A 20071-nucleotide genomic window follows, 5' to 3' on the forward strand; every position below is an offset into this window, starting at 1 on the left:
ATCCGGCCCCGGGCGCCAGCATTAGAATCAATAGAGTGACATATCCAGCAGCAACAGGAGACCTCCCCCGCGCGACAGGTCCGGTGCCGCACCTGTCCCAGGAACGGTCCGCCGTGATCGACCTCGAAGCCATCCGCCACAACGTGCGGCGTCTTGTGGCAGCCGCCTCGCCGGCGCGGGTCATGGCCGTAGTGAAGGCCGATGCGTACGGCCACGGGGCGGTACCGGTGGCGCGCGCAGCCCTTCAGGCGGGAGCCAGCTGGCTGGGAGTGGCGCACATTTCCGAGGCGCTGGCCCTCCGCGCCGCCGGCATCCAGGCGCCGCTGCTCGCCTGGCTGCACACCCCCGAAAGCAACTTCGGCGCGGCGGTGGCCGCCGGCGTCGACATCGGGTGTTCGGGCTGGGAGCTGGAGCGGATCGTCACTGCCGCCCGGGACCAGGAGCGTCCGGCGCGCATCCATCTCAAGGTGGACACGGGCCTTGGCCGGAACGGCGCCACCGTGGAGGTGTGGGACCGCCTCGTGGGCGAGGCCATGGAATACCAGGACGAAGGCCTGCTGCGCGTGGTGGGCATTTTCTCGCACCTCGCAGTAGCCGATGAACCCGAGCGCCCCGAAACCGACGATCAGCTCGCCGCTTTCCGCGACGTCCTGGCCATCGCCGAGGACGCCGGCGTGGACCCCGAAGTCCGCCATTTGGCCAACACCCCGGCCACCCTGTCCCGGCCGGACACGCACTTCGACCTCGTCAGGGTGGGTCTCGGCATCTACGGCCTGTCGCCGTTCGAGGGGCAGACGTCCGCTGAACTGGGACTCCGCCCGGCAATGACCCTGCGCACGGTGGTGGCCCACTGCAAGGACGTCCCCTCCGGCCAGGGCGTCTCCTACGGGTTCAACTACCGCACCTCCGGCGAAAGCACTCTTGGACTCATCCCGCTGGGCTACGCGGACGGCGTGCCGCGCGTGGCCACCGGCGGGCCGGTGCGGGTGGAAGGCGTCACCTACCCGGTGGTCGGCCGGATCGCCATGGACCAGATGGTGATCGACCTCGGCCGCCGGGACGTATCAGCAGGCGGCCACAGCGTCCTCGGCGCGGAGGCCCTGCTCTTTGGCGACGGCGCCGACGGCGGCCCCACCGCCGATGACTGGGCCCGTGCCGCCGGCACCAACAACTACGAAATCGTGACCCGCATTAGCCCCCGCGTGCCGCGCACCTTCATCAACGAAACGCCCGCGCAGTGAGCCTTCCGGCAGCCCTTAATCCGCCGCGCTGGGTCCAGACCCTGAAAGTCACGACGGCGGAACAGACACACGCACTCGGCGCGGCACTCGCGGAGGTGCTGCGGGCGGGGGACCTGCTGGTCCTCACGGGTGAACTTGGCGCGGGCAAGACGACGTTCACCCAGGGCCTCGGGGAGGGCCTGGGGGTGCGGGAGGGCATCATTTCGCCGACCTTTGTGCTGGTCAGAATCCATCCCAACCTCCCCGGCGGTCCCAGGCCCGGCGGCCCGGACCTGGTCCATGTAGACGCCTACCGGCTGGGATCGGCGTCGGAAATCGATGACATCGATCTGGAAAACACCATGGATTCCTCCGTCACCGTGGTGGAGTGGGGACGTGACCGCGTGGAGCACCTGAGCGAGAGCCGGCTCGAGGTGGAGCTGCACCGCACTATTGGAAGCGCCACTGTTGGAAGCGGCGCACTTGAACACCCTGCGGTCGGAGACGGCCCGGACCCAGGCGCCGAACCGCGAGGGGCGGACGCTGTCCTGGACTTCGATACCGAGGACGACGACGAGCCCCGCACTATCATCATCCGCGGCTTCGGGCCGCGCTGGGAGGACCAACCCGTCCTGAAGCAGGCCTCCGAAGGGACATCCTGATGCTCATCCTTGCCATCGATACCTCCGCCGTGGCCAGCGCCGCACTGGTGTCCGACGATGCCCTCGAGGGCGTCGTGGGCAGCTTTTCCACCGAGGACACGCGCACCCACGCCGAGGTGCTCGCGCCGGGAATCGAGAAGCTGCTGGCCGAAGCCGATGTCACGGGTGCGGACGTCGACGCAATCGTCGTCGGCGTCGGGCCCGGTCCGTTCACCGGGCTCCGCTCGGGCATTGCAACAGCCCGGACCCTTGCCTATGTCTGGGGCAAACCGCTCTACGGACTGATGAGCCTGGATGCCGTGGCACTGGAAGTGGCCGAGTCAACCGAGGCGGCGCCCGAGTTTCTCGTGGCCACCGATGCCAGGCGCAAAGAGGTGTATTGGGCCCGGTATACGTTGCAGGTGGGCCAGCTTCCCAGGCTCGTGGACGGGCCGCATGTGGGTTTCGCCTCCGATCTTCCTGACCTGCCCGCCTACGGCGCCGGCGCCGGGCTGTACTCCGATGTCCTGCGGGCCGACCCGGACTTCAGCACGGAACAGCCTGACGCGCTGTATCTGGGACAGTTCGCCCTGGCGAGGCTGGAGGCGGGGGAGCAGCTCATGGACTCCACGCCGCTGTACCTCCGTGAATCCGACGCACAGGTTCCGGGCCCCCGGAAGCGCGCGCTGTGAACGGCCTGTCCGGAACCACCAGGCTGCCGGGCCCGGGCGTGACGGTCCGGGACATGGTTCCGGCCGACATCCCGGCGGTTCATGAGCTGGAGGTGCGGCTCTTTCCGGTGGATGCCTGGCCGCTGCAGATGTTCGTGGACGAGCTGGCCCAGCCCGAGACCCGACGCTACCTGATCGCGGAGGCGCCGGACGGCATCGTCGGTTACGCGGGCCTGATGTGCATCGAGCCGATCGCCGACGTCCAGACCATCGCCGTCGTACCGGAGTATGAAGGCAGGGGCATCGGATCGGCCCTGCTCACGGAGCTGATCCGTGAGGGCCGTCGCCGGGGTGCGGCGGACGTCCTGCTTGAGGTGCGGGCCGACAACCCCCGTGCGCAGCAGCTCTACGTGCGGTTCGGATTTGAGCAGATCCATGTCCGGCGGAAATACTACCGCGACGGCGTCGACGCCCTCATCATGAGGCTGGAGCTCGCGGATGTCCTCACGGTCCACGAGGACATCCCGCACGAGGACGTCCGCTACAAAAACCTCCGCTACCCGGACGTCCGCTACCAGGACGCCGAAATAAACAGCGCCGATCAGCACACAGCCGGCCAGCCCGGCGAAACCACCCCCACGGAGGCAGACCAGCAATGAACCGTTCCCAGCCGCTCGTGCTCGGCATCGAGTCCTCCTGCGACGAAACCGGCGTCGGAATTGTCCGCGGAACGGACCTCCTGACCAACACCGTGTCCTCGTCGATGGACGAGCACGTCAGGTTCGGCGGGGTCATTCCAGAGATCGCATCCCGCGCGCATCTGGACGCCTTCGTGCCCACGCTCCAGGCGGCGCTCGCCGAGGCGAAAGTCACCCTGGCCGATATCGACGCCATCGCCGTCACGGCCGGCCCCGGGCTGGCCGGCGCTCTGATGGTTGGGGTGTGTGCGGCGAAGGCCCTGGCGGTGGCCACGGGCAAGCCGCTGTACGCCATCAACCACCTCGTGGCCCATGTGGGCGTTGGTCTCTTGGACTCACAGTCCGGAACCGCGGGCGGTCCAGGCAACGCGCCGTCGCTCCCCGAGAACCTGGGTGCCCTGCTGGTGTCCGGCGGCCACACGGAAATCCTGCGGATCCGCAGTATCACCGACGACGTTGAACTGCTCGGCTCCACCATCGACGACGCCGCCGGCGAGGCCTACGACAAAGTGGCGCGGATCCTGGGCCTGGGCTATCCCGGCGGTCCCGCCATCGACCGGCTCGCCCGCGAGGGAAACGCCAAGGCCATCCGCTTCCCGCGGGGACTCACGCAACCCAAATACATGGGTACAGCCGAGGAGCCCGGCCGGCACCGCTACGACTGGTCCTTCAGCGGCCTGAAGACCGCGGTGGCCCGCTGCGTGGAGCAGTTCGAAGCCAAGGGTGAGACGGTCCCCGTGGCGGACATAGCAACGGCCTTCCAGGAAGCCGTGGTGGACGTCATCACGTCCAAGGCGGTCCTCGCGTGCCGGGAGCACGGCATCACCAACGTCCTGCTGGGCGGCGGCGTGGCGGCCAACTCGCGGCTGCGCCAGCTCACTGAGCAGCGCTGCTCCGCCGCCGGCATCAGGCTGCATGTTCCGCCGCTGGATCTTTGCACGGACAACGGGGCGATGGTGGCCGCCCTGGGAGCCCAGTTGGTCATGGCAGGCAGCGAGCCGAGCGGCATCGCCTTCGCCCCGGATTCCTCGATGCCGGTGACCACCGTGTCCGCGCCGGCAGTGGAACTGGCCGGGACGGCTGCCGCCTAGGCCCGTCCAGGCCGGACACGAAAAGCTCCAAGTGGTCCTACGCGGTGGGGCCGTTCCGCATCTGCTTTACCAGGTCCAGCACCACAGCCTGCAGGTTACCGCCGCTTTCGGCCGCAACCCGGCGCTGGCGCTGGTAGCCGGCACCGCGGCTGATGATCTTCTCGACGTCGGCCAGTTCGTCCGGGCAGCCCAGCTTCGCGGCGATGGGTTCGAGGCGGTTGAGGGTGTCGAGCAGGTGCTCGGTGACGAGCTGCTCGTTGCCCTGGGCGTCCAGGATGATGATGGCTTCCATCCCGTACCGGGCGGCGCGCCATTTGTTTTCCTGCACATGCCACGGCGGCATAGTAGGTATGGTCCCGCCATTGTCCAGGGTGGTGGAGAACTCGTGGACCAGGCATTGCGTCAGGGCGGCGACGGCGCCCACTTCCTCCAGCGTGGCCAGTCCGTCGCAGATGCGCATCTCGACGGTGCCCAGGTTGGGCACGGGCCGGATGTCCCAGCGGATCTCCGAGAGCGTGTCGATCACGCCGGTGGTGAACATGTCCTGGACGTAGGACTCGTATTCTTCCCAGCTGGGGAACTGGAAGGGCAGTCCGGCGGTCGGCAACTGCTGGAACATGAGGGCGCGCTGGGACGCATAGCCGGTGTCCTCGCCGCCCCAGAACGGGCTGGAGGCGGACAGCGACTGGAAATGCGGGAAGTAGTTGACCAGCCCGTCCAGCACAGGGAGCACCTTGTCCCGCCGGTCCAGCCCCACATGGACGTGGACGCCGTAGATCACCATTTGCCGGCCCCACCACTGGGTGCGGTCGATCAGTTTGGCGTACCTGGCTTTGTCCGTGACCGGCTGCAGCTGGGGCGGGCTGAACGGGTGGCTGCCGGCGGAGAAGACCTCCACGCCCATGGGATCCGTGACTTCGCGGACGGCGGCAAGGGACCGGCTCAGGTCCTCCTTGGCTTCGGCGGCAGTCTCGCAGATCCCGGTGACAAGCTCCACCGTGTTCAGCAGCAGTTCCTGCTTGATGTGCGGGTGTTCGTCGTCTTCGTTCAGCTCGGGGTGCCTGGCAGAGACTCCACGCAGCACCTCGTTTGCCACGGAGGCAAGTTCGCCGGTCTGCGCATCAACGAGTGCGAGCTCCCATTCCACACCAAGAGTTGATTGCCTGGATGAAGCGAAATCAATCTTCATGTGTTCCTCTCGCTGTCTGCTGTCCCGTTTACTGGCCGTTTCTGGCAGAACGGTTGGCAGGGGAACGGTCTTCCAAGTCTAGTGCAGGGGTAGCATCAAGATGATGGCTTGGCTACAGAGAGCGCGTGAGAGTCTTCACATGACTGCTTCCGCCAACCCCGCCAAAAACAAACCCGTCCTGACCGCGGCCGCCCTCGCGTTGCTGCTCGGGGCGGTGGCCTGCACGCCGCAGCCGACGCCGCCGTCGTCGTCCGACGCGGCACCGGTGCCGAGTCCACTCGGTTCCGGTTCGCCCGCATCGTCCGGTTCAGGACAACAGCCGACGACGGCGGCGCCGCCGCCCGCGGCAACCCCGCCGAGGGCGCCCGGCAAGGGAACGGCGCCGCTGGGCTGGGGACCGCAGCAGCGCGACGAGGCGGCGGCGGCCGCGGCGGTGGCCAGCATGACGCTGAGCGAGAAGGCCGGGCAGGTGCTCCTGCCGTTCTATGCCGGCCTCAACCACGAGGCACAGGCCGCCACGGTTGAAAGGCTTCACCTGGCAGGCTCCATGATCATGGGCGACAACGTGCCCCGGGCGGGCGACGGACTCGTCGACGTCAGGAGCATGACGGCCGCCACCGGGCGGCTGGGCGCCGCTTCCCGATCCGGCGGCCGGACGTGGCCCGGACTGATCGGCGTGGACCAGGAAGGGGGACTGGTGGCCCGGCTGGGTGCCCCGCTCACCGGCTGGCCGTCGCCCATGAGCTACGGCGCAGCCGGCAGCGTGCCGCTGGCAACAGAAGCCGGCAAGGGGCTAGCGGCGGAACTCGCAACGCTCGGCTTCACCGTTGACTTCGCGCCGGACGCCGATGTCACCATCGGCCCGGCTGACCCCACCATCGGCGCCCGCTCCATGTCCGCCGATCCCCGTGCCGCAGGAAACCTGAGCGTCGGGTTCTCGCGCGGCATGCTGGCAGCCGGCGTGCTGTCCGCAGTCAAGCATTTTCCGGGGCACGGTTCCGTGACGGTGGACTCACACAAGGACCTGCCCGTCCAGAAGGCCACGGTCGCGCAGCTGAAGGCCAGGGACTGGAAGCCCTTCCAGGCGGCCGTGGCCGCCGGGTCCCCAATGATCATGGCCGGACACATTGCTGTGCCGGCCCTCGAACCGGGCGTCCCGTCGTCGCTCTCGCCGGCCAGTTATGCCGCGCTGCGGGCCATGGGGTTCAAGGGAGTGGCCGTCACGGACGCCCTGAACATGGGGGCCGTGAGCGCGCGGTACCCGCGCGGCTCGGCAGCCCCGGCTGCACTCGCCGCAGGCGCTGACCTGCTGCTGATGCCCGCCGACGTCAATGCGGCCCACGCGGCGATCGTCACTGCTGTTGCTGCCGGCAAGCTGTCGGCAGCACGCCTGGACGAAGCGGTCCGCCGCGTGGTCACCATGATGATCTGGCGCGGACGGACGAAGCCAGCGCAGCTCAACGCTCTTCCGGGCAGCGCCGGGAGCGTGTCGGCAAGAGTGTCCGCCCGGGCCGTCACGGTCCTCGCGGGGCAATGCCGGGGTCCGCTGGTTCCTGGCCGGCTGCGGGTGACGGGCGGGACGGCTCCGGACAGGGCGCTCTTTGCCGCTGCTGCCAGGGACGCGGGCATCGCGCTGGGTGCAGGACCGCTGGTCACCCTGATCGGATACGGCGGCGTTCCTGCGGGCGGAGACATCGCCGTGGCACTCGACGCGCCGTGGCCGCTGGCCGGGTCTTCCGCACCCACCAAAGTGGCACTGTACGGCCGGACGCCCGGCGCCTTCCGGGCCCTGCTGGCGGTGCTGGCCGGCAAGGCGACGGCCCCCGGCAAGCTGCCGGCCGCCGTCGGACCTTACCGCCAGGGTTCCGGCTGTCCCTGACGCCCGCCGTCCCGAAAGGCCGCCGTCTCGAAAGTGCCGCCGAGCGTCACAAACCAGAGATTCCGCGAGCCGTCCGGCCTGCCGGGGGTGGCAGCCGGCAGCATGCCCGTTTAATGGAGGGGTGCCGATTCTGAATAAAGACATGACCCTGTGCATCTCGCTCTCGGCCCGGCCGAGCAACAACGGGACCCGCTTCCATAACTACCTGTACGACCAGCTCGGACTGAACTGGATCTACAAAGCGTTCGCGCCCACCGACCTGGCCCAGGCGATCGCGGGCGTCCGCGGCCTCGGCATCCGGGGCTGCGCCGTCTCCATGCCGTACAAGGAAGACGTGATCGCCCTCGTCGACGCCATGGACCCGTCAGCCAAGGCCATCGATTCGGTGAACACCATCGTCAACGACGGCGGCCGCCTCACCGCCTACAACACCGACTACACCGCGATCGAGCAGCTGCTGGAACGCAACGCGGTGCCCGCGGAATCCTCGGTGCTGCTCAAGGGCGCCGGCGGAATGGCCAAGGCCACCGCGGCGGCACTGCGGGACGCCGGCTTCAAGGACGTCACCATCATCGCCCGGAACGAGACCGCCGGCCGGGCGCTCGCCGGTCTCTACGGATTCCAGTGGAGCGCCGAGCTCGGCGGCGCCACGGCGGACCTGGTCATCAACGTCACGCCGGTCGGCATGGCCGGTGGCCCTGAGGCCGGCTCGCTGTCCTTCCCCGTCGAAGCCGTCGAGGCCGCCAAGGTGGTGTTCGATGTCGTGGCCCTGCCGGCAGAGACGCCTCTTATCAAGGCGGCGCGGGCGGCCGGCAAACAGGTCATCACCGGCGCGGAAGTGGCCACCATCCAGGCGCTGGAACAGTTCGTGCTGTATACCGGCATCCGCCCCACCGACGAGCAGGTGCGGGACGCCGAAGCGTTCGTGCGCGCGCAGTAGCGAACGCTTGGTAGGGCCCTGGAAGGGCTTAGCCCGGCTGGACCGGCTCCACGGAGACGGTCACTCGGTCCTCACCGATCCTGGTGAGGACCAGGGTGGCCGTCTTTTTTCCTGCTTTTTTCCCGCTGCCCTTCCCCGCCGGGAGGAGCTGCTTCCGGAGCTCCTCCGGAGTGACGGACGTGCCGCGCTTCTTGATGTCCAGCACGCCGATGCCGTTCTGCTTCACCCAGGCTTTGAGTCCCTTCACGCTGTACGGCATGACCTCCAGGACTTTGTAGGCGCGGGCGAAGGGGGTGTCCACCAGAGCCGGGGCACAAATGTAGGCAATATGTTCATCCACGAGGTGTCCGCCCAGCTGCAGGGCCAGGTCCGCCACGAGGCCGGCGCGGATCACGGCGCCGTCAGGTTCGTAGAGATAGCCCTCCACGGGCCCCACAGGAGCCGCCGGGCCGCCGCCGAAATCCTCCGCGCTGGTGAGTTCCGCCGCCCCCTGCGGTCCGAGCAGCAGCGCCGCCCGCCGCACCCCGGCCCGGGCCACCGCATTGAACCAGAGCGAGACCTCGGTGACGTCGCCGCCCACCGAGACCCACTGCGCCTCGCAGCCGGCCGGCACGGAGTCGTGCGGCATGCCGGGGCCCATCTTGACACCCACTGCGAGCCCTGATGCGGCGAGCGACTCGACGAAGGACAGCGGAGGCGAAAAGGCCTCAGGGTCCCAGATCCTCTTAGTCCCGGATGTGGATGTAGTGCGCCGCGCCGGATCCAGCCAGACGCCGTCCGCGTCACCGAGGGAAACCGACGTCGCGTCCGAATGCACCACCGTGGCGTGCGGAAACGGGATGAGGTTGATGGTGGCGCACGCGGCGGTGGTCTCATCGACCTCCACGGCAGTCACGGCGATGTCCAGCGACGCCAGCGCCATGGAATCCGCGCCCAGGCCGCAGCCGAGATCGGCAACGTGCCGCACGCCCGCCTGGGCGAAGCGCTGGGCATGCCTGGCCGCCACGTTGAGCCGGGTGGCCTGCTCGAGGCCCGCCTGCGTGAACAGCATCTGGCGGGCGAACTCGCCAAACTTTCCTTCCGCCCTGGTCCGCAGCCGGGACTGGGTGAGTACTGCGGACACGAGGTCGGGGGAGTGCCCCGCCTTGCGGAGGCTTGAGTTGAGCGCAAAGGACTGGTCCTCGCGGTACGGACCCAGCGAGGCCAGCAGCTGCCATCCTTCTTCGGTGAGGAGCTGTGCGATCTGGTCCTGCGGTGCGTCAGACATGCAATCAAGCCTAGTGGAGTGCCCGCCGGCCGCTTGCCGATAGGGTGGTCTGAATGGAACCAAGCGCAACGCCCAGCCCCGATCAGCCTGACCGCAGCCGCACCGGCCTGGCCCGGTTTTCGCATCTGGCCCGGTACGCGCGCACCGCGCTGATCGCCGGCGCCGCCGTCGCCGTCGTCTGCCTCGTGCTCCTGGTGATCATCTTCCTGCTGGACTCCTTCAACGCCACCGTCTATTCGGTGGGCGGCAAGGACATCAACGACGCGACCGACGAGGCGCGCCAGATCCGGGAGCTGTACTCGGGGGTCCGCATCGGCGGCGTTGTCATCCTCATCGTCTCGGCGCTCACGGCCGCCGCCTCCGCCGTCATTCTCGTCCGCCAGCGCAAGAACGCGCCGGACGGCGACGACGACGGCGGCGAAGACGTGGGGTTCGACGCCCTCACCGACCGCTGACGGCAGCGCACCGGCTGTTCACCGCGGACGAAATTCTGGCACTCACCTTGACCGAGTGCTAACCACTTACATAGAGTCGTCATTAGCACTCTCCCTAGGAGGGTGCTAACACATGAAGAACTGCCAGCCTGGCTGCTGCCGGCACCGCGACGACGGTCTGCCGCCAAGGCGCAACAGTTTTACTGTCCATGAATTTGCTGACGAAAAGGAGAGGTCCGAGTGTCGGTCTCTATTAAGCCTCTTGAGGATCGTATTGTTGTCCGCCCGCTCGAAGCCGAGCAGACCACGGCTTCCGGCCTGGTCATCCCGGACTCCGCACAGGAAAAGCCGCAGGAAGGCGAAGTTGTTGCAGTAGGCCCCGGCCGCTTTGACGACAACGGCAACCGCGTTCCGGTCGACGTAGCCATCGGCGACGTCGTTATCTACTCCAAGTACGGCGGAACTGAAGTCAAGACCGGCGGCGAAGAGTACCTCGTGCTGTCTGCCCGCGACGTTCTGGCGATCGTCGTAAAGTAACTCTTTGAATCCCCGTGCCGCTGATCTGGTCTGACCGATCGGCAGCACGGGGTTTCTGTCTTGAAAGGACAAAACCATGGCAAAGCAGCTTGCGTTTAACGACGCTGCCCGCCGGTCGCTTGAAGCCGGCATCGACAAGCTCGCCAACACGGTCAAGGTGACACTTGGTCCCCGCGGCCGCAACGTCGTGCTGGACAAGAAGTGGGGCGCCCCCACGATCACCAATGACGGCGTGACCATCGCCCGGGAAATCGAGCTGGATGACCCGTACGAAAACCTTGGCGCGCAGCTGGCCAAGGAAGTAGCCACCAAGACCAACGACGTCGCCGGCGACGGAACCACCACCGCCACCGTGCTGGCACAGGCCCTGGTCAAGGAAGGCCTGCGCAACGTTGCTGCCGGCGCCGCGCCGGGCCAGATCAAGCGCGGCATCGAGGTCGCGGTTGAAGCCGTTGCCGCACGCCTCCTCGAGAACGCCCGTCCTGTTGAAGGCACCCAGGTTGCCAGCGTGGCAGCCATCTCCGCCCAGAGCGACGAGATCGGCGAGCTCCTGGCCGAGGCATTCGGCAAGGTCGGCAAGGATGGTGTGATCACCATCGAGGAGTCCTCCACCACGCAGACCGAGCTGGTCCTCACCGAGGGCATGCAGTTCGACAAGGGCTACCTGTCCCCGTACTTCGTCACCGACGCTGAACGCCAGGAAGCCGTCCTCGAGGACGCCCTCATCCTCATCAACCAGGGCAAGATCTCCGCCGTCCAGGAATTCCTGCCGCTGCTGGAAAAGGCGCTGGAGAGCTCCAAGCCGCTGTTCATCATTGCTGAGGACATCGACGGCGAGGCCCTCTCCACGCTGATCGTCAACCGCATCCGCGGCACCCTGAACGTCGTTGCCGTCAAGGCACCGGGCTTCGGTGACCGCCGCAAGGCCATGCTGCAGGACATCGCCACGCTCACCGGTGCGCAGGTTGTCTCCCAGGAACTGGGCCTGAGCCTGGATTCCGTCGGCCTCGAGGTGCTGGGTACCGCCCGGCGCATCACGGTCACCAAGGACAACACCACCATCGTTGACGGTGCCGGCTCCGCCGAGGATGTTGCAGCACGCGTTGCCCAGCTGCGCGCCGAGCTGACCCGCACCGACTCCGACTGGGACCGGGAAAAGCTCCAGGAACGCCTGGCCAAGCTTTCCGGCGGCATCGGCGTGATCAAGGTCGGCGCAGCCACCGAGGTCGAGCTGAAGGAGAAGAAGCACCGCATCGAGGACGCAGTGTCCTCCACCCGCGCTGCCCTCGAAGAAGGCATCGTGGCGGGCGGCGGTTCGGCTCTCATCCACGCACTGAAGGCACTCGATGAGGACCCGTCTGTTACGGCCCTCCAGGGCGACGCAGCTGCAGCTGTGGGCATCGTCCGCCGCGCACTGGTCCAGCCGCTGCGCTGGATTGCCCAGAACGCCGGTTTCGACGGATACGTCGTCACGGCCAAGGTTGCCGAGCTGGAGAACAACAACGGCTTCAACGCCAAGTCCGGCGAGTACGAGGACCTGATCGCGGCGGGCGTCATCGACCCCGTCAAGGTCACCCGTGCAGCCCTGCGCAACGCGGCTTCCATTGCCGCGCTGGTTCTCACCACCGAGACCCTCGTGGTGGAGAAGCCGGCCGACGAAGACCAGCACGCAGGCCACAGCCACTAGGCTGCAGCCCCGCGAACAGCGGTCCCGCTCACCGCGGTAGTGCCAAGAAAGGGCCGGTCCAGCAGCAGCTGGGCCGGCCCTTGTCGATGGCGAACATTGCACCATCGACAACCCCCTTTCGCCGACCTGGGGACGCGCTCGGACGGAAGCTTCACAGTCACGGTTCAGGAGAACCCAGCCCTAGTGCAGTCTTGCCCGGAGTTGTAGGCTCTGATCAATCGCGCCGGCCGGGGCGAATTGAGGAATCGATCACCACATCCGCGCTCGTCATGGCAGCCGCGATAAGCCTGAGTGGCTGCGGCGGCTCCAACCAGGCAGGCACCTCCGCACCGCCCGCGAACACGTCCTCGTCAGGCCCGGCCCTGACTCCGGCGGCCAAGGCCTACACCAACGACGAACTCACCTCAATCGTCGCCGGGCTCAAGGATGCTCAGGGGCAGCCCCTGACTGTTGTCCCGGCAGCGCAAATCGATCAGCGGCTGATAGCAGCCCGGGAACTGCTCAAAACCGCGGTCATCACCCCAAAGGTTTGCGGCGTGCTGGCCGACAACAACAGCCAGGTACCCGACGGCAGCACCTACGCGGCAGGCGCAAGCCTGGCAGCGAAGGCCAAAACGGCAACGGTCGTGACCGTTTTCGCTGTCAAGGACCCTGCGGTGATGACGACGCAGTTTGAGAAGAGCGCGGTGGCGCTCCAAGAGTGCTCCAAGTTCACGATCGAATTGAAGGGGCAGAAAATCACCAGTGACATGAAGCCGCTTGAGGCGGCTGTGAAGGTCGATAAGTCCACCAGCGCTCTGACCATCCAGACCCTTCCCAACGGACAGAAACAGGCCTTGGTCACCGTCACCGGAATCAAGGGAACCCTGGCTGCCACGGTGGCGAAAACCGGTCCCGTCGGAGCGGTCACTGCCGCGTCCGCACCCGAACTGGCCAAGCTCGTGAACGCTGCCCTCGACGCAGGCTGACGATCGGATCGTGCCTAGCGTTGTGACCGCAGGGCCTGGCGCCGCAGCCGTGCCGCCGTGCCGTCGGGCAGCCGCTTCGTGGCCAGGCGGTAGAAATACAGGACGGCGACGGCGGCTGCCACGATGCCGCCCAGGTTTACCAGGAGCTGCAGGGCAGAGCCCGCCGCCTTGGGGAATTCACCGAGGACGAGGGCGACGGCAACATACCCTGCGGCCGGAACCGTTGTGACTGAAATGAAGACGCCGATTAAGGCGGCTGAACGCCGGCTGATCACCGACAGCATTCCGGCCGCGCCCGCAAGTACTGCCACGATCAGGGAGAACGGCCCCGGATGATAGATGAACTCGGCGGCCGAAGCGTTGTCCAGAGCATCCCGGGAAAACAGCCCGAGAGGCAGGGCCAGCCACGTGACCAGAGCCGTGGTGAGCATGGCCGCCGGGAACCCGACGGCCAGGGCAAGGGCAGCCCGCCGGCCCAGCCGCCACTTGCGCCGGACCAGTGCAACGGCCAGGGCGGCAAGCGGGCCGAACTCCGGCCCCACGGCCATAGCGCCCACAATCGCGATGGTGGAGTCCGTCACAATACCAATCGCCGCGAGCAGCGTGGCGAGCACCAGAAACGCAAGATAGCTCCAGCTGAGCCGGGAGTCTTCGCCGGTCTGTCTGGCGACTTCGTCCCAGACCACGGAATCGGCGCCTTCGCCGGGGGCGGTTTCCTCGGCCTTGTCTGCCCGGTCCGAAAGGACCAGTTCCGGGGTTGAAACAGCGATGGACCCTGCTTCCTGGACATTCAGGGCCTGGAGTTTCTCCATCAGCTCCTCGACCGCCTCCCTTGCAATGTGGACCACGATGACATCCCCGGGCGGGAGCAAGGAGGCGCCGCGGTGCAGGGCAACTTCGGCCGCACCGGGCTGCTGCCTGCAACTGTCGGCCACGAGCTTCGACAGCCCGGCCGGCACGCAAACACGCATCTGTACGATCACCGCGCACTCCTTTCGCCTGCTGCAAGACTAGCCACGCCGGGGCCGTCGTTTGGCCCAGAAGATCACGAAACGGTAACATGGATGTTTTGTGCCGCGGCTTTGAGGGGTTGTTTGTGTCAGTAGCGAGAACGACGGACCAGCAGGGCCAGGATTCGGGCCAGCTGCCGAGGGCTGCCCAGGTCAAGGCAAAACCGGGCTACCGCCCCGAGGTCCAGGGGCTCCGAGCCCTCGCCGTGCTCATGGTGGTCACCTACCATGTCTGGCTTGGACGTGTCTCCGGCGGCGTGGACATCTTCCTGCTGATCTCCGCCTTCCTGCTCACGCTGTCCTTCGTGCGAAAAGTGGAAAGCGGCAAACCGCTGCGGCTGGTGAGCCACTGGCTGCACCTCTTTAAGCGTTTGATTCCCGCCGCCGTCGTGGTGATCCTCGGCGTCCTTGCGGGCACTTGGCTGGTCATCCCGCAGAGCCGCTGGCCCGACGTCCTCAATGAAGCTTGGGCGTCCCTGCTGTACCGGCAGAACTGGCTGCTGGCGGATACCGCGGTGGACTACTACGCCCAGAACCACGCAGGCGCCAGCCCGCTGCAGCACTTCTGGTCCCTGTCCATCCAGGGCCAGGTGTTCATCCTGTGGCCGCTCATCTTCGCCGCCTCCGCCCTCGTGTGGCGGCTCCTCAAGAGCCGGCGGAACGTCAGCTACCGGCTCGTCGTGCTGGTGGCTTTCACCGGCATCTTCATTGCCTCCCTCATCTTCTCGATCGACCAGACAGCCACAAACCAGGCCTACGCCTACTTCGACACGAGGACCAGGCTCTGGGAGTTCGCGCTGGGCTCCCTGCTGGCTCTGTCCCTGCCCTACCTGAAACCCGGAAAGATCCTCCGCGTCGTGCTTGGCTGGGGCGGTCTCGTGGGGATGATCTCCTGCGGCCTGATCCTGACGGTGGACAGGTCCTTTCCGGGCTTCATCGCGCTGTGGCCCACCCTGTCCGCCGCTGCCATCATCGTGGCCGGCCAGAGCGGCAGCCGGTTTGGCGTGGACCGGGTCCTGAGCTCAAAGCCCCTCGTTGCCCTCGGGGACAACTCCTACGCCCTGTACCTCTGGCACTGGCCCGTCCTGGTACTTGCCCTGGCCGGCACCGGCATCGAAAAGCCCAACCTCGTCCAGGGCCTCGCCGTCGTCGGCGCCTCCGTTGTGCTGGCTGTGCTGACTACCCGTTTCGTGGAAAAGCCGCTGCGGGAATGGCACTGGCCGCAACTGCGGGCCTGGCGCACCGCCGTCGTCATCGTTGCCTGCGGTGCCCTGCTGGCCGGACCGGTGGCCCTCTGGCAGACGAGGCTGACGGCGGACGAGGCGGCCGCCGCCGCCCAGCCCCGCGAACTGACCCCCGGCGCTGCGGCGCTGGCACCGGAAAACGCCGGCAAGCCCACGCCGGAAGCCACCGTCATTCCGGCGCCCGCGGCCATGAAGAACGAATGGGCGGACATCGACGGCCTGTGCACGGACCAGAATGTTCCCAGCGATCCGCTGCTGGCGGGATGCCTGCAGAACAGCAGGCCGGACGTGGTGAAGAAACGGATCGTCGTGCTGGGTGATTCGCACGCCCAGCAGTACATGGCCGCGCTGGGACCCATCGCCAAGGAGCACGGCTGGGAGGTCGTTACCCTCCTGAAAGGCAACTGCCGCTTCGGAGCCGAAACGCCCGACCGTGACGCCGAGTGCAACGCCTTCAACAAGGCCAGCGCTGCCTACGTGATGGAACACAAGCCGGATGCCGTGTTCACCGTGGCCTCCCTGACCCACAAGGAAGCGCCCTTCGAAACCGAAGTGCCGGGATACCTGGCCGGCATCAAGCCTTTCACGGACGCCGGCATGGACGTGGTGGGCATCCGCGACAACCCCCGTTTCGCCGTCAACATGCCCGAATGCGTGCAGAAGTACGGTGCCGAGGCGCCAGAGTGCAACGCCCCGCTGGGCGAGTCGCTCGCCGCGTCATCGCCGCTGGACGCCTACCGCGGCAAGGTGAAGGGCCTGCACCTGATGGACATGAGCGACTTCATCTGCGCCGACGGCATCTGCCCGGCCGTCGTCGGCAACGTGTACGTCTACAAGGACGACAACCACCTCACTAAAACGTACGTGCAGTCAATGATTCCCATGTTTGAAAAGCGGCTGCTCGCCACCACCGGCTGGAGATAGCGGCACTGTGGCACCGGCGGCCGCCGCCGCCGAGTGCCATTGCTCACAATGCCGTCCCGGAATATGGGGATCGCCGCCGAGGTTCTAGAATTTATTCAACACTTCTGCACAGGCCAGTCCCGTAATGACGGGCTGGTCATTAGCTGCAACCCCTACCCGTGAACCCATAACCAAGGTAAGAGGCGCACTCATGACCCAGCCCGAACACAACCCCTTCGGCTTCATTGGCCTGACGTATGACGACGTCCTGCTGCTTCCCGGCCACACGGACGTCATCCCGTCCGACGCCGACACCTCCTCCCGGATCTCCAAGCGGATCACGGTCCAGACCCCGCTGCTGTCCGCCGCGATGGACACCGTCACGGAATCCCGGATGGCCATCGCCATGGCACGCCAGGGCGGCCTCGGCGTGGTGCACCGCAACCTCTCCATCGATGACCAGGCCGACCAGGTGGACCGCGTGAAGCGCAGCGAGTCCGGGATGATCACCAACCCGCTGACCATCCGCCCCGAGGCCACGCTGGAGGAACTCGACGAGCTGTGTGCGCAGTACCGGGTTTCCGGGCTTCCGGTGGTCGACGACGGCAACCGCCTCCTCGGCATTGTCACCAACCGCGACACCCGCTTCGTGCCGGAATCGGACTTCCCGATCCGCCTGGTCAGCGACGTCATGACCAAGATGCCGCTGGTCACCGGCCACGTCGGAATCAGCCGCGACGAGGCCTCGCACAAGCTGGCCACCAACAAGATCGAGAAGCTGCCGCTCGTGGACGAGCAGGGCCGGCTCAGGGGGCTCATCACCACCAAGGACTTCACCAAGGCCGAGCAGTACCCGCTCGCCACGAAGGACGACGAAGGCCGGCTTCGCGTCGGCGCCGCCATCGGCTTCTTCGGTGACGGCTGGGAACGCGCCATGAAGCTCGTGGACGCGGGCGTGGACGCCCTCTTCGTGGACACCGCCAACGGGCACTCCCAAGGCGTGCTGGACATGATCCGCCGCCTGAAGTCGGACCCCGTGGCCGCGCACGTGGACATCATTGGCGGCCAGGCGGCCACCCGTGAAGGCGCGCAGGCCCTCATCGACGCCGGCGCAGACGGCATCAAGGTGGGCGTGGGCCCGGGCTCCATCTGCACCACCCGCGTGGTGGCCGGCGTGGGCGTTCCCCAGATCACCGCCATCTACGAGTCCGCCAAGGCAGCCATCCCGGCCGGCGTTCCGCTGATCGCCGACGGCGGCCTCCAGTACTCGGGCGACATCGGCAAGGCGCTGGTCGCCGGCGCCGACACGGTGATGCTCGGCTCGCTGCTGGCCGGCTGCGACGAGTCCCCGGGCGAGCTGATCTTCGTCAACGGCAAGCAGTTCAAGAGCTACCGCGGCATGGGCTCCCTGGGCGCAATGCAGTCGCGCGGCAAGAACACGTCCTATTCCAAGGACCGCTACTTCCAGGCCGATGTTTCCGGTGACGACAAGCTCATCCCGGAGGGCATCGAAGGCCGCGTGGCCTACCGCGGCCCGCTGGCTTCCGTGGCCTACCAGCTTGTGGGCGGCCTCCGCCAGACCATGTTCTACGTGGGCTCCCCGACCATTCCCGAGCTGAAGTCCCGCGGCAAGTTCGTGCGGATCACCCCGGCCGGCCTGAAGGAATCCCACCCGCACGACATCCAGATGACGGTCGAGGCGCCCAACTACGGTTCCCGCTGACCTACCGCCGCCGGTTGGGCCCCCAGCTCAACCGGCGGAGCTCTGCCGGACTAGGCTGAAGCTATGTCCGAGCTCCTCCCCGCCCGCCAGCCCCGGCGCAAGCTCGCGCTAAGGCCCTATGCCCGCGCCGTGGCGCAGGTGCTGCGGGTCAGTTTCCGGGCCTCGCCGGCGGCCGTGGTCATGAAGGTCGCGGGCTCGCTGATCTCGGCGCTGCTGCCCCTCGTAACCACCTACTTCGCGGCATTGACCACCACGGCATTGGCGGCGGCCTACTCCGGGGATACCGCGGCGGGCCAGCAGGCGATCGTCTACGTCATTGTCACCGCCGCACTGGGACTCTTCTGGGGCGGCTTCAGCAGCGTGGACCGCTACATCCAGCAGCTCATGAGCTTCAAGGTGGGCGCCATCGTGGGTGACCTCATGTACGAGCGGTTCCTCGCCCTGGAATTCTGGCGGTACGACGACAAAGAAACGGTGGACCTCTACGACCGGGCCAAGAGGTTCTCCGATTCCTATGCCAGGGTGCTGGACCGGATTGCCGCAATCTTCACGCAGCTGGTCTCCGTGCTCCTGGCCATTGGTGCCCTCCTGCTGGTCAGCTGGTGGATCGCCGTGATCGTCCTGGTCGCCATCGTGCCCAGCGTGTACCTGCAGTTTAAACTCTCCCGTGAACAGATTGCGCACTGGAATACCCAGGTGGACTCCCGCCGGCAGCGCCGGATGATCGAGACCAACCTCCTGCGCCCGCAGCACATCGCCGAAATGCGCCTGTACGGGATCGTGGGCTACCTCATGGGCCTCCGCTCGCGTCTGCGCGACGCGGACGAGCGCCGCAGGCTCGACTTCCAGAAGCGCTACATCCCCAAGCAGCTCGCAGCGGACGCCCTGCAGTACGGTGCGGAAGTTGTGTCCCTGATCTGGGTGGTGGGCCAGATCATCGCGCGCGCCCAGCCCGTGGGCCAGTTCCTGTATGTGCAGCAGATCGTCAGCCGTGCGCTGTCGACCGCCAACAACCTCGTGTCCTCCCTGAGCTCCATCGACGAGGACCTCGCCAACCTCAAGGACTACGAACTGTTCATGGCGCTGCCGGTGCACTCCGACCATTCGCCGCCGGTGCTGTCCGCACCGAAAATGGTTGAACTGCGCGATCTCCGGTTCACCTACACCGGAAGCGACCTCGAAGTTATCAAGGGCATCTCGATGACCATCCGGGAGGGGCAGCACGTGGCCATCGTGGGGGAGAACGGCGCGGGCAAGTCCACCCTGATCCGCATCCTCGCCGGACTCTACCGCCCCGATTCGGGGCAGGTACTGCTCGACGGCGTCGACCTCGCCGCGGTCGACGTCACCTCCTGGCACCGCCACCTGGCAGTGCTCAGCCAGGAATTCCTGAAATACGAGTTCGCCACGGCGGCGGAAAACATCTTCTTCGGAGACGTCGATTCGGCCCGCGACGACCGCAGGATCAGCCGGGCTGCGGGGGACGCCGAAGCGCTGGACTTCATCAACCGGCTTCCCAACGGCCTGGACAACCACGTCAGCAACTGGATGGAGGATCCGCGGGGACGGAAGGGCAGCGGCCTCTCCGGCGGCCAGTGGCAGCGGCTGGCCATGGCCCGGAACTTCTACCGGAACGCATCCTTCATGGTGATGGACGAGCCCACGTCGGCCATCGACGCCCTTGCCGAACACCGCATCTTCACCCGGCTCTTCGCCGACCGCAGCAGCACCATCATCGCCATCAGCCACCGGCTGGCCACCATCGAGAAGGCGGACGTCGTCTACATGCTGGAGGACGGCCGGATCGTGGAACAGGGAACCCACAAGGAGCTCGTGGCCCTGCGCGGCCGCTACTTCAGGATGTTCGAGTCCCAGCTGAGCGTAGATGAAGGAGTCTGACGGCTTCGGGCACAGAGGTAGCCCGAAGTCGGGTGGGGTGACAGGCGGCTTTTCCGCTTACCAGCGGGTA

At 67.0% G+C, this 20071-nt stretch carries 16 protein-coding genes and 1 pseudogene; 14 read left to right on the forward strand and 3 right to left on the reverse strand.

What is annotated here, in order from left to right; all coding sequences use genetic code 11:
• The first annotated feature begins 35 nt into the window (after positions 1-35).
• The 5 genes and pseudogenes from alr (at position 36) to tsaD (ending at position 4321) form a co-directional block, all read left to right on the forward strand.
• Positions 36-1241, forward strand: coding sequence for an alanine racemase (gene alr, locus LQ144_RS10325; RefSeq protein WP_230118617.1), 1206 nt, complete (start codon positions 36-38; stop codon positions 1239-1241).
• Entirely contained in the window at positions 1238-1882 is a 645-nt protein-coding gene (gene tsaE, locus LQ144_RS10330) for a tRNA (adenosine(37)-N6)-threonylcarbamoyltransferase complex ATPase subunit type 1 TsaE (protein WP_230118618.1), read from the forward strand. Before alr ends, tsaE begins: the two co-directional genes overlap by 4 nt.
• A complete protein-coding gene (gene tsaB / locus LQ144_RS10335) occupies positions 1882-2553 on the forward strand; it encodes a tRNA (adenosine(37)-N6)-threonylcarbamoyltransferase complex dimerization subunit type 1 TsaB (RefSeq protein ID WP_230118619.1) in 672 nt (223 codons plus the stop codon). Before tsaE ends, tsaB begins: the two co-directional genes overlap by 1 nt.
• Before the next feature lie 53 nt (positions 2554-2606).
• Positions 2607-3026 (forward strand): annotated as a pseudogene (gene rimI / locus LQ144_RS10340) (ribosomal protein S18-alanine N-acetyltransferase); the annotation flags it as partial.
• Between the two features lie 161 nt (positions 3027-3187).
• The gene (gene tsaD / locus LQ144_RS10345; protein ID WP_230118620.1) at positions 3188-4321 is read left to right on the forward strand and encodes a tRNA (adenosine(37)-N6)-threonylcarbamoyltransferase complex transferase subunit TsaD; all 1134 of its coding nucleotides are present in this window, start codon (positions 3188-3190) and stop codon (positions 4319-4321) included.
• Between the two features lie 37 nt (positions 4322-4358).
• On the opposite strand, the gene LQ144_RS10350 is transcribed toward tsaD, so the two are convergent.
• Positions 4359-5510: a glutamate--cysteine ligase gene (locus tag LQ144_RS10350; protein ID WP_230118621.1), complete on the reverse strand. Its 1152-nt coding sequence runs from the start codon at positions 5508-5510 to the stop codon at positions 4359-4361.
• Between the two features lie 139 nt (positions 5511-5649).
• Here LQ144_RS10350 and LQ144_RS10355 point away from each other — a divergent pair, with 139 nt between their 5' ends.
• Positions 5650-7389, forward strand: a complete 1740-nt coding sequence (locus LQ144_RS10355; protein ID WP_230118622.1) for a glycoside hydrolase family 3 N-terminal domain-containing protein — start codon at positions 5650-5652, stop codon at positions 7387-7389.
• Between the two features lie 121 nt (positions 7390-7510).
• Positions 7511-8329: a shikimate 5-dehydrogenase gene (locus LQ144_RS10360; RefSeq protein ID WP_290369751.1), complete on the forward strand. Its 819-nt coding sequence runs from the start codon at positions 7511-7513 to the stop codon at positions 8327-8329.
• A gap of 28 nt (positions 8330-8357) precedes the next feature.
• On the opposite strand, the gene LQ144_RS10365 is transcribed toward LQ144_RS10360, so the two are convergent.
• Positions 8358-9596 (reverse strand): class I SAM-dependent methyltransferase, encoded by a 1239-nt coding sequence (locus tag LQ144_RS10365; RefSeq protein ID WP_230118624.1) that lies wholly within the window; start codon positions 9594-9596, stop codon positions 8358-8360.
• 53 nt (positions 9597-9649) lie between these two features.
• On the opposite strand from LQ144_RS10365, the gene LQ144_RS10370 reads away from it, so the two are divergent.
• From LQ144_RS10370 to LQ144_RS10385, 4 genes are all read left to right on the forward strand, one after another.
• Positions 9650-10051, forward strand: coding sequence for a hypothetical protein (locus LQ144_RS10370; RefSeq protein WP_230118625.1), 402 nt, complete (start codon positions 9650-9652; stop codon positions 10049-10051).
• Between the two features lie 219 nt (positions 10052-10270).
• Entirely contained in the window at positions 10271-10567 is a 297-nt protein-coding gene (groES, locus tag LQ144_RS10375) for a co-chaperone GroES (protein WP_230118626.1), read from the forward strand.
• Positions 10568-10643: 76 nt separating this feature from the next.
• Positions 10644-12254 (forward strand): chaperonin GroEL, encoded by a 1611-nt coding sequence (groL, locus tag LQ144_RS10380; protein WP_230118627.1) that lies wholly within the window; start codon positions 10644-10646, stop codon positions 12252-12254.
• A 269-nt stretch (positions 12255-12523) separates the two neighbouring features.
• On the forward strand, positions 12524-13222 hold the full coding sequence (locus tag LQ144_RS10385) for a hypothetical protein (RefSeq protein ID WP_230118628.1): 699 nt from the start codon (positions 12524-12526) through the stop codon (positions 13220-13222).
• A 14-nt stretch (positions 13223-13236) separates the two neighbouring features.
• On the opposite strand, the gene LQ144_RS10390 is transcribed toward LQ144_RS10385, so the two are convergent.
• Positions 13237-14205: a DUF389 domain-containing protein gene (locus LQ144_RS10390; RefSeq protein WP_230118629.1), complete on the reverse strand. Its 969-nt coding sequence runs from the start codon at positions 14203-14205 to the stop codon at positions 13237-13239.
• Positions 14206-14366: 161 nt separating this feature from the next.
• Between LQ144_RS10390 and LQ144_RS10395 the strand changes: the two genes are divergently transcribed.
• The 3 genes from LQ144_RS10395 (at position 14367) to LQ144_RS10405 (ending at position 20001) form a co-directional block, all read left to right on the forward strand.
• Complete coding sequence (locus LQ144_RS10395; protein WP_230118685.1) at positions 14367-16400, forward strand: acyltransferase family protein; 2034 nt, start codon at positions 14367-14369, stop codon at positions 16398-16400.
• A gap of 190 nt (positions 16401-16590) precedes the next feature.
• Positions 16591-18102, forward strand: a complete 1512-nt coding sequence (gene guaB / locus LQ144_RS10400; protein WP_230118630.1) for an IMP dehydrogenase — start codon at positions 16591-16593, stop codon at positions 18100-18102.
• A gap of 63 nt (positions 18103-18165) precedes the next feature.
• Positions 18166-20001: an ABC transporter ATP-binding protein gene (locus tag LQ144_RS10405; RefSeq protein WP_230118631.1), complete on the forward strand. Its 1836-nt coding sequence runs from the start codon at positions 18166-18168 to the stop codon at positions 19999-20001.
• Positions 20002-20071 lie beyond the last annotated feature (70 nt).

It is taken from the genome of Arthrobacter sp. Bi83 (genome assembly GCF_918698095.1).
In the GTDB taxonomy this organism is placed as follows: Bacteria; Actinomycetota; Actinomycetes; order Actinomycetales; family Micrococcaceae; genus Arthrobacter.